The sequence below is a fragment of the Candidatus Schmidhempelia bombi str. Bimp genome (genome assembly GCF_000471645.3).
Classification (GTDB): domain Bacteria; phylum Pseudomonadota; class Gammaproteobacteria; order Enterobacterales; family Orbaceae; genus Utexia; species Utexia bombi.
Genome location: NZ_AWGA01000055.1, coordinates 21,072 through 40,052, shown reverse-complemented (window position 1 = coordinate 40,052; position 18,981 = coordinate 21,072). Strand labels below are relative to the sequence as shown.

Genomic DNA, 18,981 nt, shown 5'->3' with positions numbered 1-18,981 from the left:
CCATGGCATTATTAGATATTCGCAATCTTACAATCGAATTGTCATCCCCATCAGGTCAATTACGAGCCGTTGATCGTGTTAATATCAAATTAACCGAAGGTGAAATTTGTGGCTTAGTTGGTGAATCGGGTTCTGGTAAAACGTTAATCGCTAAGGCCATCTTGGGCATTACTAATCCAAACTGGCAAATTAGAGCCGATCGGTTTATTTTTGATGATGTGGATTTACTAAAACTTACCCCCAAAAAGCGTCGCAAAATTATCAGTCAACATGTCTCTATGATATTTCAAGAACCACAGTCGTGTCTCGATCCATCCATGACCATTGGTAATTTGTTGATTAAAGCCATTCCTAAACGAACCTTTAAGGGACGTTGGTGGCAACGCTTTTTCTGGCGTAAAAATCGCGCTATTGAATTACTACATCGTGTTGGCATTAAAGAGCATAAAGATATTATGGATAGCTATCCTTATGAGCTAACAGAAGGCGAGTGCCAAAAAGTCATGATCGCTATCGCCTTGGCCAATCAACCTAAGCTATTAATTGCGGATGAACCCACCAATGCCATGGAAGCGACCACTGAGGCGCAAATTTTTCGCCTTTTAGCCAGTATGAATCAAAATATGGGAACAACAATTCTACTAATTAGTCACGATTTACAGATGGTGACACGCTGGAGTGATCGGATTAATGTCCTTTATTGTGGGCAAATGGTAGAGAGAGGAATGAGTGAAACGTTAGCCCATGAACCTTATCACCCTTATACCCAAGCCTTAATAAATGCCATCCCTGATTTTGGGCAGGCTCTTGCTCATAAAAGTCCATTAAATACCTTACAAGGGGTGATCCCTTCGTTAGCACATTTACCTATTGGCTGCCGACTTGGACCGCGCTGTCCTTATGCGCAAAAAAAATGCATTGTTACGCCACAACTTATTGATATCCGTGATCATGCGGTTGCTTGTCACTTTCCACTGAATGTAGAGAATTAATCATGAATTCAGTATTAAAAGTTTGTCATTTATCTAAAACATTTCATATTAAAAAAAGATTGTTTGGGCATGAGACTATCGAAGCTGTCAAATCCGCCTCCTTTACCCTTGATGCAGGTAAAACATTAGCTATAATCGGTGAAAATGGTTCGGGTAAATCAACGTTAGCGAAAATGTTAGTCGGTATGATAGCCCCCACATCGGGAGAAATATGGGTTGAAGATCGTAAATTAGAATATGGTGATTACCGTTATCGTAGCCAATTAATTCGGATGATATTTCAAAATCCAGACAGCTCATTTGATCCACATTTACGCATTGGTCAACTATTGGAGCTCCCTTTAAAACAGAATACCGATCTTGATGCGTTCCAACGTGAAAAACTTATTTATGAAGTGTTAAAACAGGTAGGTTTATTGCCGGATCATGCCGCTTATTACCCTTCCACCATGGCAGCAGGACAGAAACAGCGTGTCGCACTAGCAAGAGCATTAATCTTAAAACCTAAAGTCATTATTGCCGATGAAGCCTTAGCGGCGCTGGATATTTCGATGCGTTCACAAATTATCAATTTGATGTTATCGCTACAACAAAAACAAAATATTTCTTATGTTTATGTCACTCAAGATATTGGCATGATGAAACATATTAGCGATCAAATTATGGTAATGCAAAATGGCGAAATCGTCGAATACGGACAAACAGGGGAAGTCCTTACTGCACCGATCAGTGACGTCACACAGAAATTAGTACAGAGTTATTTTGGTGAAGCATTAACCGCGGATAACTGGCGTAAGGATACGCGTGCTTTATAGTTTTATCTAGTTATAACTTTCCACATAATTTTGATAACCATTTATATGCAAAAATGGCGTATAATTGCCATAAAACACATACCCGAAATCACAATATACATTAGGTTCTTTGTTAAAAATGCAACAAGAGCTGTTGGAATAGTTGCCAAAACATAAGTCATATTTAATTCAGGAAATTTGCCCTCTTTCACAATCAACAAATTACTTACAAATAATGCGGTTAAAATACAAATAGGTACATAACATAAAAAACGCAGAATAATATCTGGCAATTGTATTTTTTTAACTAATATAAAAGGAATCACTCTCGGTAGCCAAGTAACCAATCCACAACCTAAAATAATTAATAAACTATACGTTGTCATTTTTACCTTCCACTAAAATTCCCAGACAACACCCTATAAATGTACTGATCAAAATAGCCAGTTCAACCGAAATAAACCGTAATAATAAAACTAACATGATAGAGACAGTCAACATGGCTGTGATTTTATTTTTAATCTTTTTTGTTTTATCACTAATCAACTGTAAATAAAGCAATCCAATAAACATTGCCACTAACGCATAATCCAAGCCAAATAGAGCCGGATCGGGTAACCATTGTCCAATTAATGCGCCCATCAAACACGATAAAACCCAAGTGAGATAAGCAGTCAAATTCAATCCATGCATCCAAGGTGGATTAATTGGCACTTTATTGGAAATAGCCGTCATAGCAACAGCAAAACTTTCATCGGTTAACAAACTCCCTATCCCAATATTATTCAGTAATGAATATTGACGAAAAATAGGAGCCGTTGCCATACTCATTAAGAAATGACGCGAATTAACGAGAAAAACAGTAAAAATAACTGCTGAAACGGGGGTTGCCACCATCATTAATCCAGCAATAATAAATTGTGCAGCGCCCGCATAAACAATCATGGCTAGCAAAGTGACTTCTAATATCGATAAATTAGCCGATTTATCAATAACACCAGCAGCGATACCAATACCGATGTAACCTAATAAAGTTGGGATACAGGCATGAACTCCATCTTTAAATGCTAATGTCATTTTTTACCCTCAAAAATATAAAAAATAGTAATACTCTAACAGTATAAGATCAAAAATGTTGTAAAGTAATTTGAAATTAAGACTCTTATTTAAGATATTTCTATTCTTAATGATTATTAAAATAACTAGATTACATTATCATTAGAAATATTTTATCTGAAGAATATCATGGCAACTGCTTAAACAAAATAATGCCAAACTCATCTTTAAAAAATCAAGCATAATAAACAAACGCTTTATACGGAAACATGATTGATTATTTTGTACCATATAGTACTGGCAAATCATATTTAATTCGAATTTATTTAGGGCAACCAATATCCAATAAAATATCTATTTCTCACACAACTTAGAATGACACAAAATCAGAAAATATATTATTTTTGTCGATTATAAAACTTTTAAAATGGTTAAGTGATGACAATATCTTTTATTGAATATACCTGACTATTTGTTCCTTATATTTATAAAATAAATCTTCTTATATGTTGTATTAGAATTAAATTTTCTATAATAGAATTATCAAATTAGCTATACAGTATTAATTATTTTATTATAAAAATCTTAGAAGCAATGAATGATATATTGCAACTAATGGCAATCATTGCCAACGAGACTTTAACGCTTTAGACCTATTTACTCGTCTATTTGTAAATATCTTTTATTACAATTTAATTAATCAAATACAATCAGCGCGTTATTTTTAGAGTAAATGCATTTTTTTATTGATTCTTATATTGATTATGTACAAAATTACGTTTGCAGCATGTGCTGTTTAACTTAAAGGTAACCACCTGACTTATGGAATGGATCACAGATCCAACAATTTGGGCCGGTTTAGCAACATTAGTTGTGCTTGAAATTGTGCTCGGTATCGATAATCTTGTTTTTATTGCCATTCTTGCAGAAAAGCTTCCTCGTCACTTAAGTGATAAAGCGCGCCTCGTCGGACTGAGCTTTGCGCTGGTTATGCGTATTTGTTTGTTAGTTTTGACTGGTTGGCTTGTCACACTAAAAACGCCACTGTTCACTCTATTTGAGATAAGTTTTAATGGTCGGCAATTAATTATGTTGGTAGGCGGCATATTTTTACTATTTAAAGCCACTATGGAGTTAAATGACCGGCTAGAAGGGAATGCACAGGAGGGCAGTAAACAGAGAAAAACCTCACATTTTTGGACCGTTGTAGCGCAAATCGTTATCCTTGATGCGGTTTTCTCACTTGATGCAGTGATTACGGCGGTTGGTATGGTTGAACATATACCGGTTATGATAGCGGCGGTATGTATTGCGATGAGCCTGATGATGTTAGCCAGCAAACCGTTGACGATATTTGTTAATGCCCATCCAACTATTGTGATTCTCTGCTTAAGTTTTCTATTAATGATAGGCTTCAGCTTAGTCGCAGAGGGATTTGATTTTATTATTCCAAAAGGCTATTTATATGCCGCCATCGGCTTCTCTATCATTATCGAAATTTTTAATCAGATCGGGAGCTATAATCGCCGTCGTTTCCTCACTCGCGATAAAACGCTACGTCAACGTACCGCTGAAGCAGTTTTACATATTTTGCGCGGGGATGTTGAGGATGAGGAACTCGATAGCCATAGTGCAGATTTAATCGCAGATGCTGGAAAACAGGAATCAGTATTTAACCAACAAGAACTAAGTATGATTGAACGGGTATTAGGTCTGGCTCAGCGCTCAGTCAGCAGTATTATGACCTCTCGCTTAGATATTGATCAGATCAATTTGGATAGTGATCGCCAAGACCTGATTAATGCCATTGAAGAAAATCAACATACACGTTTAATTGTAACGGATAACGATGCTAACAATGAACCGATAGGGATCATTTATGTAAATGACTTACTTAAGCAGGTCTTTAATAATGAGATTTCTACAATTAAATCGTTAATTAAACAGCCGCTGATTTTTCCTGAAACCGTTTCGTTACTCGTCGCACTTGAACAGTTCAAAGCAGCAAAAACGCATTTTGCATTCGTCGTGGATGAATTTGGTTCAACACAAGGCGTCGTTTCCGTTACCGATATTATGGAAACTATTGCGGGTGAATTACCCACCGAGGAAGAGGATGTCGATTCACGACACGATATACAGTGTTTAGACGACGGCAGTTATTTAGCTAATGGCTACATACCGCTTGAGGAACTTGTTCGCTATATTGATATTCCTTTAGATGATAAACGTGATTATCATACGTTAGCGGGTTTATTAATGGAAAAAACACAACATATTCCAACGGTGGGCGAAAAAATTGTTATTTCACCTTATCTTTTTGATGTAATTGACGTTGAAAGTCATCGTATTGTAAAGGTGCAGATTTATCATCAACCACTGGCTCATCACAATGGCAATCCATAGTACAGATAATAGAGGTGTGATTATTGTTATTGATATCACACGCTATTGATTGACTAAAAACACCAATTATAAAAATAGTTATTACCAAATACGCTAAATTTTAGACAAATTTAGCGTATTTTTATAATTTATTGTTGATACTATTTATTTTAATTTTATTGCTAATCCAATTATTCACTTATAAAAAATTGCTATATTATTAAAGAGTTATCGATTTAACTTGCCTTATTTAATGATTAGCTGGATCTTTTTTACGCCTTTTTCTTCTTTTCTTTAAATCAATAAAATACAAATCACTTAATCATAAAACATTATTCGCCAAATAAATCCCTAAAGCAGAGAAAGTAAAAATACGGTAATATAGCCACCTATTTCAAAATTAAAATAATAAGGAGAAATTATGCATTCAACAGGACCTTTAATCGCGGCCATTATCGGTGGTATTGTATTAGCTGCTATTTTAGGATTGCTAGCAAATAAGTTGAAGATTTCTCCTTTGGTTGGTTACCTTATTGCAGGTATTCTCTTTGGTCCCGCCACTCCGGGTTATGTGGCAGATACCACTATCGTGGGACAATTAGCCGAAATTGGGGTTATTCTGCTGATGTTCGCCGTCGGATTACACTTTTCCCTAAAAGATCTGCTCTCAGTAAAAGCTATCGCGATTCCAGGTGCCATTGTGCAAATTGCGGTAGCCACTTTATTAGGTATGGGACTTGCTGTATGTATCGGCTGGTCACTATTAACGGGCTTAGTGTTTGGACTATGTTTATCAACCGCAAGTACCGTAGTCTTACTGCGAGCGTTAGAGGAACGTCATCTTATTGAAAGTAGCCGTGGACGTATTGCTATTGGGTGGTTGATTGTCGAAGATCTGGCCATGGTACTGACCTTAGTCTTATTACCCGCTATCATCAAAACGTCAAGTGATACTAATATTCAATTGGTCGATATTGCGTTTGAAATTGCCAAAACTATTGGGTTAGTCATTGTTTTTATTAGTTTTATGATTATCTTCGGGCGTCGCTTTGTGCCTTGGTTACTTGCTAAAAGTGCGGCTACAGGTTCTGATGAGCTATTTACTTTAACCGTACTTGGCATTGCTTTAGGTATTGCCTTAGCTGCTGTTCAGCTTTTTGGCGCGTCTTTTGCACTAGGAGCTTTCTTTGCTGGTATGGCACTAACCGAATCAGAATTAAGCCATCGTGCGGCAACGAATGTTTTACCATTAAAAGATGCCTTTGCCGTCTTATTTTTTGTTTCAGTTGGTATGTTATTTGATCCAACTATCATTATTACTCACCCTTTTGCAACCTTAGCAACAATTATGATCATTATCTTTGGTAAGTCGATTGCGGCCTATACCATTGTTAGGCTATTTGGTCATAGTAAACGTACGGCGCTCACCATATCTGCTAGCTTAGCGCAAATCGGTGAATTTAGTTTTATTTTGGCCGCACTGGGTATTACGTTAGGCGTCTTCCCTCCTGAAGCACATAGCTTAATTCTAGCTGGGGCCATTATTTCGATTGTTATCAATCCATTTATTTTTAATTTTGTTGAAGCTTATTTGGCTAAAACCGAAACGATTGTCGATAAAATGATTGATCCGGTAGCAACGATTACCCAACCGGTACCCGATAATATGGCCGATCATGCCATCCTTATTGGTCATGGTCGTTTAGGTAGTATTATTGCTGGACAATTACATGAACGAAACATTCCCTTTATTGTCATTGACTCTTCGTTATCTTTAGTCGAAAAACTACGCAACGAGGGTATTATCGCGATATTTGGTAATGCATCGAATGAAGACATCCTCCAACTGGCTCATGTTAATACGGCTAAATGGCTGATTGTCTCTATGCCGAATGGCTATGAAGCGGGTCAAATCTCCTCAAAAGTTCGTGAACTGCGACCAGATATTGATATTTATGTCAGTACTTTCTACGACGATGAGGCGGAATATATCGCTGAACATGGCGCGACTGAAGTTATCACAGGTAGAAATGAGATCGCTGCCCATATTTTAGCGTTGTTGCATCAGCAACCAACGACTATTTCTCCAACAGAAATAGATAAAGAAAGCGAATTAATTGAAATCGCCGAAGCATCGAATTTACCGCAGGACAAGGTAGTCTGATTTAATTCATATTAAAAGTGATTTAAGTAAGATAAAACGTTATTTTTAATTTGACTGGTTTCATGATTTAGTTAAATAGTTTAACAACTAAATCATGGAACATGATGAATCAACATCACATCCAGTTGGGTCTTAATTTGCCACGTAAATATAGCGTCAATCTTGTTGGTCACTTTTTTCTTAGCCACTGTTATAAGCTATATTTATCACTTTTTGTAATATAATCATAAACCTCACTAGTCTTAATCAAATATATTATTCCTTATCATAAAAATAAATGGGTGATGATAATAACTCGCAGCAAAATATAAACTTATTTCGATTCAGTTAATCAATTAGTTGCTATGTTACTATTTTGGATGATTAATTAAAGAGTAATCATAATCTATATTGAAAAAATTTAATTTTATCTTTTCAATTTGCATAAACTCGGTATATCATAACTTAGCTTTTTTTATTATTAAGCTAACTTATATTAGGTTTTTTTATGAATCCATCATCCACAACTCAAAACACGTCTTTGTTAAATAACTTCTTCAAAATAAAAGAAAAAGGCTCAACCGTTAAAACTGAAATTATCGCTGGTTGTACTACTTTTCTTACTATGGTTTATATTATTTTTGTTAATCCAAATATTCTATCCGTCACGGGTATGGATCCCCAAGCCGTATTTGTATTGACCTGCTTAGTGTCGGCTTTTGCTAGTATTCTGATGGGATTATTTGCTAACCTACCCATTGCTTTAGCTCCCGCGATGGGGCTTAACGCCTTCTTTGCCTATGGTGTCGTTAAATCAATGGGCTATTCGTGGCAAGTTGGTATGGGTGCCATCTTCTGGGGTTCTTTTGCGTTCTTTTTACTTGCTTTATTTAGAATAAGACATTGGCTGATCGCCCATATTCCACAATGTTTACGAGTAGGAATTAGTAGCGGTGTGGGATTATTTATTGCTTTTATGGGCTTCCAAAATATGGGGCTCGTTGTCAGCTCCCCTGCCACCTTACTCACTACTGGTCACCTATTATCTACTCATGTCTTATTAGGTGCACTTGGCTTCTTTATTATTGTTATTTTAGCCGCACGTCACTTTCATGCGGCGATTTTAGTTGCCATCTTAGCGGTCACCTTATTAGCATTAATTTTTGATCCTAATGTGGTATTTACAGGTTTTGTCGCCATGCCCCCTGCAATTAATAGTGTAGTCGGTCACGTTGATATCAAAGGCTCATTCAATTTAGCATTAGCTGGGGTGATTTTCTCATTTATGATCGTTAACTTGTTTGACTCATCAGGTACGATTTTAGCGGTCACCGATAAAGCGCAATTAACCGATAAGCAAGGTTCTTTCCCTAAAATGCGCCGAACGCTATTGATTGATAGCTTTAGTTCAATGTTGGGCGGTTTGTTTGGTACCTCATCGGTACTCGCTTATATTGAAAGTTCAGCGGGCGTCTCTGTTGGTGGACGAACTGGTTTAACTGCCGTGGTAGTAGGGCTATTATTTTTACTGGTTATCTTTTTCTCACCTTTAGCCAGTGTTGTTCCTAGCTACGCTACAGCTGGTGCATTAATTTATGTTGGTATTTTAATGACGTCCAGTTTAACCAAAGTTAAATGGGATGATTTAACCGAAGCAACACCAGCATTTATTACTACCGTCATGATGCCTTTCGGCTTTGCAATTACCGAAGGCGTAGCACTTGGTTTTATTACCTACGTAGTTCTAAAAATCTTTACTGGTCGTTTTCGAGATCTTAACCTTTGTGTGATTTTAGTTGCTATCTTATTTTTACTTAAGATTATTTTTGTTGATTAATCCTACTCAGATAATGAAGTTTAGCGCCTAAGTGCTAAACTTCTTATTCGCTGATTCATTATTTCAGTTTTATTCTTACCCTATCCAAAGTGGACCTTATATAAATCTTAATTCTATTGTGTCACTATATAAATACCCACTCTCTTCCGAATAATTAACTTCAACGGATAATCCAAAGGATAGGGGCGATTACATAATAAATCCTTAATCTATGGCACATAATAAAGTGATTAATTTATTCTTAAAAATTATTGGTCATCTAAGACATAAAAAGTGACGCCAGAGTTATCCATAATCGCAGCTAAAAACTTGACAATAATGCCTATCGGTACTAGAATCTTGCGACCCCCAAACTATATTCGCATAGCTTGGGGTAATTTATTACGTATCTAAAAAGCATTTTAATTTATATAAAGATTGAAATAATTCAGGAGCTTATTAATGGCAACAATTAATCAGCTGGTACGCAAACCAAGAGCAATGAAACCTGCAAAAAGCAATGTTCCTGCGCTTGAAGCTTGCCCGCAAAAACGTGGTGTATGTACTCGTGTATATACAACTACACCTAAAAAACCTAACTCAGCATTACGTAAAGTATGCCGTGTTCGTTTAACTAATGGTTACGAAGTGACTTCTTATATCGGTGGTGAAGGCCATAACTTACAAGAGCACTCCGTTATTTTAATTCGTGGTGGTCGTGTTAAAGACTTACCAGGTGTTCGTTATCACACCGTGCGTGGCGCATTAGACTGTGCTGGTGTTAAAGACCGTAAACAAAGTCGTTCTAAATACGGCGTAAAAAGACCTAAATCTTAATGGTTCTCCGTTAAGTAAGGCCAAACATTTAACATTCCAAATAACTCATTGAGTTTTGGGTAACCTGAAATTATAGATAAAAACGGAGTATATCATGGCTCGTCGTCATGCTGCCGGTCAACGTAAAATTCTTCCGGATCCTAAATTCGGATCAGAGTTGCTGGCTAAATTTATTAATATTTTAATGGTAGATGGTAAAAAATCTGTTGCAGAATCGATCGTCTACTCAGCGCTTGATACGCTAGCTGAGCGTTCAGGTAAAAGTCATTTAGAAGCTTTTGAACTTGCTTTAGATAACGTAAGACCTACCGTAGAAGTTAAATCACGCCGTGTGGGTGGTTCAACTTACCAAGTACCAGTTGAAGTTCGTCCAGTACGTCGTAACGCATTAGGTATGCGTTGGATTGTTGAAGCTGCACGTAAACGTGGTGATAAATCAATGGCTTTACGCCTTGCTAATGAACTCTCTGATGCTGCTGAAAATAAAGGTTCTGCAGTGAAAAAACGTGAAGATGTTCATCGTATGGCCGAAGCTAATAGAGCGTTCGCACATTACCGTTGGTAATGACTTGATTTTATCCGGTTATGCGAATGCCAATTGCACCGCATAGCTGGCATCTATCACACTCAGTGACAATTAAATCAAAGAACGACTAATTAGAGGATTAAAATGGCTCGTACAACTCCTATCGCACGTTATCGTAATATCGGTATCAGTGCACACATCGACGCCGGTAAAACTACAACTACCGAGCGTATTTTGTTCTATACAGGTATCAACCATAAAATTGGTGAAGTGCATGATGGTGCTGCTACCATGGACTGGATGGAACAAGAACAAGAACGTGGTATCACAATTACCTCTGCTGCAACGACCGCTTTCTGGTCTGGTATGGCAAAACAATTTGAACCACACCGTATTAATATCATCGATACTCCAGGACACGTTGACTTCACTATCGAAGTAGAACGTTCTATGCGTGTATTAGATGGTGCCGTAATGGTTTACTGTGCAGTAGGTGGTGTTCAACCACAATCAGAAACCGTTTGGCGTCAAGCTAACAAATATTCAGTACCACGTATTGCATTTGTTAACAAAATGGACCGTATGGGTGCTAACTTCTTACGTGTTGTTGATCAAATCAAAACACGTTTAGCTGCTGTGCCAGTGCCATTAGTATTACCAATCGGTGCGGAAGAATCCTTCACTGGTGTTATCGATCTACTAAAACGTAAAGCGATTAACTGGAATGATGCTGATCAAGGTACTACTTTTGTTTATGAAGATGTACCAGCAGATATGGTTGATCAGGTTGAAGAATATCGTGCTAACCTAATCGAAGCTGCCGCTGAAGCTAACGAAGAGTTAATGGAAAAATACCTTGGTGGTGAAGAGTTAACTGAAGAAGAAGTTAAAGCAGCTTTACGTCAACGCGTACTTGCTAATGAGATCATTCTTGTTACCTGTGGTAGTGCCTTTAAAAATAAAGGCGTTCAGTTCATGCTTGATGCAGTAATTGAATATTTACCAGCACCAACTGACGTACCTGCAATTAAAGGTGAACTTCAAAATGGTGAAGCTGCAGAACGTCACTCTAGCGATGATGAACCATTCTCTGCTTTAGCATTTAAAATTGCAACAGACCCATTTGTGGGTAACTTAACATTCTTCCGCGTCTATTCTGGTGTAGTTAATTCAGGTGATACTGTTCTTAACTCAGTAAAAGACAGAAAAGAACGTTTTGGTCGTATCGTTCAGATGCATGCTAATAAACGTGAAGAGATTAAAGAAGTTCGCGCTGGTGATATCGCAGCCGCTATCGGTCTAAAAGATGTCACTACAGGTGATACATTATGTGCAGATAGCGCGCCAATCATTCTAGAAAGAATGGAATTCCCAGAACCGGTTATTTCTGTTGCTGTTGAGCCAAAAACTAAAGCTGACCAAGAAAAAATGGGTCTAGCACTTGGCCGTTTAGCACAAGAAGATCCGTCATTCCGTGTTCATACTGACGAAGAATCTGGTCAAACCATTATTTCTGGTATGGGTGAATTACACCTTGAAATCATCGTTGACCGTATGAAACGTGAATTCAAAGTAGAAGCTAACGTTGGTAAACCACAAGTTGCTTACCGCGAAACTATTCGTAACTCAGTTGAACAAGAAGGTAAATTCGTTCGTCAGTCTGGTGGTCGCGGTCAGTTCGGTCACGTATGGTTACGTATTGAGCCATTAGAAGCTGGTGGTCCTGGTTATGAATTCCATAACGAAATCGTTGGTGGTGTCGTACCAAAAGAATATATTCCAGCTGTTGATAAGGGTGTTCAGGAACAAATGAAAAACGGTGTTCTTGCTGGCTACCCTGTTGTTGATATCAAAGTAACCATCTATGACGGTTCTTACCATGATGTCGACTCATCAGAAATGGCATTTAAAATCGCTGGTTCAATGGCATTTAAAGATGGCTTCATGAAAGCGAAACCAGTATTACTTGAACCAATTATGAAAGTTGAAGTAGAAACACCTGAAGATTATATGGGTGACGTTATCGGTGACCTTAACCGTCGTCGTGGTATGATCGAAGGGATGGACGATACCTCTACGGGTAAAACTGTTCGAGCTCAAGTACCACTTTCAGAAATGTTTGGTTATGCAACAGACCTGCGTTCACAAACTCAGGGTCGTGCCTCATACTCTATGGAGTTCTTGAAGTACAACGAAGCACCAACTAACATTGCAACTGCGATTATTGAAGCGCGTAAAGCGAAATAATTTATTTAATTGTTAACCAATTTCACTCTTCCCTGTATCAGGGAAGAGAGTTAATTAAGGAACATAGAACATGTCTAAAGAAAAATTTGAACGTACAAAACCCCACGTTAACGTCGGTACAATCGGCCACGTTGACCATGGTAAAACAACTTTAACTGCTGCGATCACCAGCGTACTTGCTAAAAAATTCGGTGGTCAAGCACGAGCATTCGATCAAATCGATAATGCACCAGAAGAAAAAGCACGTGGTATCACCATCAATACATCACACGTTGAGTACGATACGCCAACTCGTCACTACGCACACGTAGACTGCCCGGGCCATGCTGACTATGTTAAAAACATGATCACAGGTGCGGCACAAATGGACGGAGCTATCTTAGTAGTAGCAGCAACAGATGGTCCTATGCCACAAACACGTGAGCACATCCTTTTAGGTCGTCAAGTAGGTGTTCCTTACATCATCGTATTCTTAAACAAATGTGATATGGTTGATGACGAAGAGTTATTAGAATTAGTTGAAATGGAAGTACGTGAACTTCTATCTCAATATGATTTCCCAGGTGATGATACACCAGTGATTCGTGGTTCAGCATTACAAGCGTTAAACGGTGTTGCTGAGTGGGAAGACAAAATTGTTGAATTAGCGGAAGCGTTAGACACTTATATCCCAGAGCCAGAGCGTGACATTGATAAACCATTCTTATTACCAATCGAAGATGTATTCTCAATCTCAGGACGTGGTACAGTAGTAACAGGTCGTGTAGAGCGTGGTATCATCAAAGTTGGTGATGAAGTTGAAATCGTAGGTATCAAAGATACAGCGAAAACAACTTGTACTGGTGTTGAGATGTTCCGTAAACTGTTAGACGAAGGTCGTGCAGGTGAGAACGTAGGTGTGTTATTACGTGGTACTAAACGTGAAGAAATCGAACGTGGTCAAGTATTAGCGAAACCAGGTTCAATTAAACCACATACTGATTTCGAATCAGAAGTGTATATCTTAAGCAAAGATGAAGGTGGTCGTCATACTCCATTCTTCAAAGGTTACCGTCCACAGTTCTACTTCCGTACAACTGACGTAACAGGAACTATCGAGTTACCAGAAGGCGTAGAGATGGTAATGCCAGGTGATAACATTAAGATGACAGTATCATTAATTCACCCAATCGCGATGGATGAAGGTTTACGTTTCGCTATCCGTGAAGGTGGTCGTACTGTTGGTGCTGGTGTTGTTGCTAAAATTATTAAATAATTTCTGTTTACAATACTGTAACCAAGAAAAGGTCGCTAATTTAGCGGCCTTTTTCATAGAAAGCTTATCTATGTATATTTTAGTTATTATCCTGTTATATCAATTATTATTTATCCTCAAATATCAAATATCAAATATCATAAATATCTTTTTCCAATCTTAATTTGATTAGAAAATTAATTTGTTAACCCAAAATTAGATTAATCTTTCATCATCTTAGTTACTACAGGCTAAAACATCAAAACGACTTACATCATCACAACATAACTTTAACTCGAATATGGCATAAATATAACTATTTTTAATATATTTATCATCGACTTATAAATAAGTGCTTGCTACATTTTTAGATCAATTGCAATCATAAATGATCACACACATGGAGGTAAAAAAATGACGAGCATAGTAAATCAGCAGAGTAAATTTAGTACTAAAGAACAACTTCGGCTAAATGCACGTAAACATGTTGAGTCAGGGGCGGTTACCCAAACCTATACCTTAGATAGACACAAGGTAATCGAACTACTCAATGCTGCCCTTGCTTCAGAATGGGTATGTGTTCTACGTTATTTACGTCACTATTATATGGCGGCAGGTCTGATGATGGATCCCATTAAAGGCGAATTCCTCGAACATGCAAAACAGGAACAACAACATGCTGATATGCTGGCTGAACGTATAACCCAGTTAGGCGGAGCCCCTGATCTCAATCCAGCAGTGTTTACCGAGCGTTCACCAACTGAGTACCATGAAGGCACGGATCTTCAAGAGATGATTAAAGAAAATCTTATTTCAGAACGAATTGTTATCGATTATTATCGAGAAGTAATTCTGTATGTTGGTGATCAAGATACCACGACTAAACGAATTATTGAGCATATTCTTGCTGAAGAAGAAGATCATGCTGATGAATTAGCCAATATGTTACAAGGCTGGACAGGTAAATAACAACGCAATACATCATTAATTAATCGATAAACCAGTGAAATAGTGTTCTATTTCACTGGTTTTTATTCTACGCAGTAATGACTAATCTTCAATTTCTAATGCAATTTCAGATAGTACAATACCGGTATTATCCGCATACACAAAATCACCAGAAAAGAAGGTTACGCCACCAAAATTAACTCTAATATCATTTTCACCAATGCCTTGGTCATCAGCACCCACTGGAATCGCCGCGATAGCTTGTATACCAATTTGAGCATCAGCTAAATAATCAACTTGACGAACGGCACCATAGACAATCAATCCTTCCCAATGATTCTGCACAGCAATATCAATGAGTTCTGCATCAATAAGCGCACGTCTTACCGAACCACCACCATCAATCACTAATACTTTGCCGGTACCTTCTTCTTGCAGAATTTCGTAGAGAAGACCATTATCCTCAAAACATTTTACGGTCACTACTTGTCCGGAGAAAGAAGTAATACCACCGAAGTTAGTAAATAATGGTTCAACCACATTTATATCTTCAGGATAATAATCACAAAGAATAGAGGTATCACATTCCATTTAATGCTCCTTAAAAAAAGATTTTATTCAGTATAGCGCGAGTTAAGATTTATGGCAAAATTAACCCAAGATCAAATGTAAATAGTTGATTGGCTGTCCACCTGCCTATTCATTGATCATCATGAAGAATAAATTGCTCTTAATATCTTAGTTTATTTGTAAAGTTTTGTTTAATGAGATCGTTTAACTACCGGCCATCGCCGAATCTCTCCACTTTTTAATCTAGCGATAAATAATCCTAATCCAATATATATACATCCTAAAACCAATAGCATAACGATATCAACGCTAACATCCATTGTACTTGATCCCATTTGATTGACACCGACAATCATTTTTACTGCCCAAGTTGAAGGCAATAAATGAGAAAAAAATTGTACCCATAAAGGCATGGAGTCTAGTGGCCAAATGATTCCAGATAAATAAAAGATAGGTGTAGTTAAGAAAGACAGTGTCAAATATACCATTTCTACACGACCAATACATTCTGTTAGTAATTTACTTAATCCCATAATCGCAAATAAAAAGGGAAACATTAAAAATAGAATGATAGGAATAGGGGCTAATTGTCGATACCCCAAAATCCAAGGCCATAATACAAAAAGGACTATCGATAGAAATAACCATATTGGTAATAATGCTGATAAACTTCCTAAAAATACTGCTTTTGGTGGCTTACCTTGTGGTAAAGTATTTAGTGTTATGTTGATACGCGTTGAGACGAGTATTAATGAATGCTGGAATAACATAATTAATAGTCCAGGAAAGGTCATCGCAGCAAATGTCATACCAGCATTAAATAACGGCACGGTTTGTCCGTGGATCGGATTTAATACCATATCAATTTGCTGATGAGTAAATCCATTACGATACATAATATTATATTGATAATCTGCTAATATAGATTGATATGCAGCTAAAATATCACGTTGAATTAGACTATTAGCTAACCGATTTGAGGCATCACCATAAGCCAATATGGTAATCTGTTGGTTATGTAATAAACGCTTTTCAAAATCTAATGGGATAATCATCGCAGCAAAAATGTTACGTTTATCAATATCATGTAAAGCATCAAGTATATTATCGTATACAACCACGTTAATTTTTGAACTAGCATTAAGTTCTCGAATTAAATGTCGGCTGGCAATACTATGATCCTGATCGATCACTGCAATCGGCAAATTCCGGACGGTTTGATTAATATAAACAAGACTCATAAGACATAAAGAGAGCAATAACATTAACCAAAGCGGTCTATTTAATAGTGAGAGCAAGACTTTTCTAAATGACTGCCAGTAAAGTACCATTAATTGAATACCTCTTGCTGTTCTAACCGCTTTGTAAAGCGTTTTCGAGCTAGGATCATAGTGATAAAGGGATAAATAATTAAAATCAGGCAAGTTTTAACTACAGAAGAAAATGTAATATGACGTAAAAAAATATCAAATAACGTGTTGAGCGCATAGGTTAACGGCTCTATCTGCGCAATCAATTGCGCAACCAATGGCATAGAAATTTCGGGAACAGTTATGCCTGAATAAGTTAAGGCCAATCCAACCAAAATGCCAATTAGACTATAGGCATTAATCACAGTACGAGTGAAAGTAAATAATAAAACTCCAATACTTTGAGCCGCCATGACATAAAAAAAGATGACTATTGGCATAAAAATGGGCTGGCTATTAACTTTTGCACTTGACACAAGCACTAACACAGCAATTTCCAATAATAATAAACTGGTATACCATAAAGTATAAGGGAATAATTTACCCAATATAATGGCATAATTTACTTGAAATGTTTTAGGTAATTGCCCTAACAAATGCACCGTACAGGCAACAACGAATAATTGTAAAATATGTACAATCGCTGAAAATAATTGAAAATAACGAGAATTACCCGTCGCATTAAATAATCCATCATACACAAAATTGACCTCAGCCAAAGTAGGGATAGGTAACCCAATTTTGGTTGCCATAATACCGCGATAGTGCTCATTTAATGAATTTATCAACCCTGAATAATCCATAATCGAATATAGACCCGCACTATAATAGAGAGAATTATAGTAAAGTATCGGTGTTGGTTGTTGCCCTGCCAACACGTCTGCTTCAAAATTAGGTGGAATATAAAGCAATGCGTATATATTGATTCTTTTTAATTGTTCAATCGCTTCTGGTAACGACATATCATCATTAATTAGTTTAGCATGACTACCAGCATCTAATTCCCGAATAAGCTGACGAGAAAGTGAACTATGATCGTGATCCACAACGCCAATGGGCAAATCAAGCATAACACCTTGTGTAAAAATACTACTGATTAATGTAAAAATGAGAAAAGGAAAAATCCATAATAACCAATGACGTGTAAAACCACTAAATAGCTGTTGTAGCTCAGAATAAAAAGCATTCTTAAAACAGATGAAAAATAATCTTATTTGTGCCACTGCCATAATGTACTCATTCCAGGGCGAAGTCCTTCCACAGGCTGCAATGGATATAAACGAACTTCAAAAGTTTTTAAATCAAAGTCACCCGTTGCTCTTGTTGCGCGTTTAGTCGCAAAATCACCCATCGCAGCGATGTAGCGGATTTCAGCCTCAATAACTTTTTGGCCTAAAGCTGGCACCGTAAGCTTAACATGTTGTCCTTTATGAATATTAGCCATAATATCTTCACGAAGGTTAAATATAAAATAAGCCTCAGGTAATCGAATAATCGTCATTAATGGGCTGGATATATTAAATAACTCCCCTACTTCAGCAGGGATAGCGCCAATTTCACCATCTACTGGCGCTTTTACCTGTAAATCGTCATATTGAATCAGTAACGCATTTAATTCTTGTTCGGTTTGTTCTAGCTGTGCAGCATAAATTTCTTTCTGCTCAAGCCTATCACCATGCAAGGCTTGATCTAAATTAGCTTGTGCTGATAACATTTTCTGGTAATTTTCATTTTTAGATTTATTCGCACTATCTAACATGGATTGAGAGATAAAATCTTTATTTGCTATTGCTAAATAACGGTCATATTCTTTTCTCGCATTGTCATAAGCCGCTTTCGCTTCGGCAAGTAGTGCTTGATAATAACGTACGCTTTCTTCACGCGTTCCTTTTTCAGATAAGGTAAATTGCAGTTTTGCTTGATCGCGTTTTGCCTCTGCCGCTTTAACTTGCGCCAATAATTCTGGACTATCAAGCGTTATTAATTTATCACCCGCTTTAACATCATCGCCTCGATTAACAGCAATATTGACCACACGACCTTTGGCTTTTGACGAGATATTGACTTGTGGTGCATCGACTTCACCTTGTAACAAAATATCTTGATGATGAGAACGAATTAAGATAGTGATACTAATTGTTACCAAAATTAGTAAGATAACAAAAAAAATAGTCTTATTCATA

16 protein-coding genes are annotated in these 18,981 nt (G+C 37.2%); 10 read left to right on the top strand and 6 right to left on the bottom strand.

Translation table 11 applies throughout. The features are described 5' to 3' along the window. Positions 1 to 2 precede the first annotated feature (2 nt). Both O970_RS05425 and O970_RS05420 read left to right on the top strand, forming a co-directional pair. A complete protein-coding gene (locus O970_RS05425; RefSeq protein ID WP_024496122.1) occupies positions 3 to 992 on the top strand; it encodes a peptide ABC transporter ATP-binding protein in 990 nt (329 codons plus the stop codon). Beyond that, on the top strand, positions 992 to 1,807 hold the full coding sequence (locus O970_RS05420) for a peptide ABC transporter ATP-binding protein (protein WP_024496121.1): 816 nt from the start codon (positions 992 to 994) through the stop codon (positions 1,805 to 1,807). The genes O970_RS05425 and O970_RS05420 overlap by 1 nt, the downstream gene beginning before the upstream one ends. A 41-nt stretch (positions 1,808 to 1,848) precedes the next feature. Here O970_RS05420 and O970_RS05415 read toward each other — a convergent pair whose 3' ends face one another. After that, positions 1,849 to 2,172: an AzlD domain-containing protein gene (locus tag O970_RS05415; RefSeq protein ID WP_024496120.1), complete on the bottom strand. Its 324-nt coding sequence runs from the start codon at positions 2,170 to 2,172 to the stop codon at positions 1,849 to 1,851. Next, positions 2,159 to 2,863, bottom strand: coding sequence for an AzlC family ABC transporter permease (locus tag O970_RS05410; RefSeq protein WP_024496119.1), 705 nt, complete (start codon positions 2,861 to 2,863; stop codon positions 2,159 to 2,161). Before O970_RS05410 ends, O970_RS05415 begins: the two co-directional genes overlap by 14 nt. An 801-nt stretch (positions 2,864 to 3,664) precedes the next feature. Between O970_RS05410 and O970_RS05405 the strand changes: the two genes are divergently transcribed. The 8 genes from O970_RS05405 to O970_RS05370 all read left to right on the top strand — a co-directional run bounded on the left by O970_RS05405 (position 3,665) and on the right by O970_RS05370 (position 14,999). Further along, positions 3,665 to 5,248, top strand: coding sequence for a TerC family protein (locus tag O970_RS05405; RefSeq protein WP_024496118.1), 1,584 nt, complete (start codon positions 3,665 to 3,667; stop codon positions 5,246 to 5,248). 400 nt (positions 5,249 to 5,648) lie between these two features. Next, positions 5,649 to 7,391: a YbaL family putative K(+) efflux transporter gene (ybaL, locus tag O970_RS05400; protein ID WP_024496117.1), complete on the top strand. Its 1,743-nt coding sequence runs from the start codon at positions 5,649 to 5,651 to the stop codon at positions 7,389 to 7,391. 487 nt (positions 7,392 to 7,878) lie between these two features. Beyond that, positions 7,879 to 9,207 carry an NCS2 family permease gene (locus O970_RS05395; protein ID WP_024496116.1) on the top strand — a complete coding sequence of 443 codons (1,329 nt, stop codon included), beginning with the start codon at positions 7,879 to 7,881 and terminating at the stop codon, positions 9,205 to 9,207. Positions 9,208 to 9,648: 441 nt separating this feature from the next. Continuing rightward, positions 9,649 to 10,023 (top strand): 30S ribosomal protein S12, encoded by a 375-nt coding sequence (gene rpsL / locus O970_RS05390; RefSeq protein WP_024496115.1) that lies wholly within the window; start codon positions 9,649 to 9,651, stop codon positions 10,021 to 10,023. A 94-nt stretch (positions 10,024 to 10,117) separates the two neighbouring features. Beyond that, positions 10,118 to 10,588: a 30S ribosomal protein S7 gene (gene rpsG, locus O970_RS05385; protein ID WP_024496114.1), complete on the top strand. Its 471-nt coding sequence runs from the start codon at positions 10,118 to 10,120 to the stop codon at positions 10,586 to 10,588. Positions 10,589 to 10,693: 105 nt separating this feature from the next. Then, on the top strand, positions 10,694 to 12,796 hold the full coding sequence (gene fusA / locus O970_RS05380) for an elongation factor G (RefSeq protein ID WP_024496113.1): 2,103 nt from the start codon (positions 10,694 to 10,696) through the stop codon (positions 12,794 to 12,796). 70 nt (positions 12,797 to 12,866) lie between these two features. Beyond that, entirely contained in the window at positions 12,867 to 14,051 is a 1,185-nt protein-coding gene (tuf, locus tag O970_RS05375) for an elongation factor Tu (protein WP_024496104.1), read from the top strand. A gap of 393 nt (positions 14,052 to 14,444) precedes the next feature. Next, positions 14,445 to 14,999 carry a ferritin-like domain-containing protein gene (locus O970_RS05370; RefSeq protein ID WP_024496112.1) on the top strand — a complete coding sequence of 185 codons (555 nt, stop codon included), beginning with the start codon at positions 14,445 to 14,447 and terminating at the stop codon, positions 14,997 to 14,999. 81 nt (positions 15,000 to 15,080) lie between these two features. Here the strand turns inward: O970_RS05370 and rraA are convergent, their stop codons facing one another. The 4 genes from rraA to O970_RS05350 form a co-directional block, all read right to left on the bottom strand. After that, complete coding sequence (rraA, locus tag O970_RS05365; protein ID WP_024496111.1) at positions 15,081 to 15,569, bottom strand: ribonuclease E activity regulator RraA; 489 nt, start codon at positions 15,567 to 15,569, stop codon at positions 15,081 to 15,083. Positions 15,570 to 15,739: 170 nt separating this feature from the next. Beyond that, a complete protein-coding gene (locus O970_RS05360; protein WP_024496110.1) occupies positions 15,740 to 16,879 on the bottom strand; it encodes an ABC transporter permease in 1,140 nt (379 codons plus the stop codon). Next, positions 16,879 to 18,027, bottom strand: a complete 1,149-nt coding sequence (locus O970_RS05355; RefSeq protein WP_024496109.1) for an ABC transporter permease — start codon at positions 18,025 to 18,027, stop codon at positions 16,879 to 16,881. Before O970_RS05355 ends, O970_RS05360 begins: the two co-directional genes overlap by 1 nt. After that, positions 18,009 to 18,980 (bottom strand): HlyD family secretion protein, encoded by a 972-nt coding sequence (locus tag O970_RS05350; RefSeq protein ID WP_024496108.1) that lies wholly within the window; start codon positions 18,978 to 18,980, stop codon positions 18,009 to 18,011. The genes O970_RS05355 and O970_RS05350 overlap by 19 nt, the downstream gene beginning before the upstream one ends. Position 18,981 lies beyond the last annotated feature (1 nt).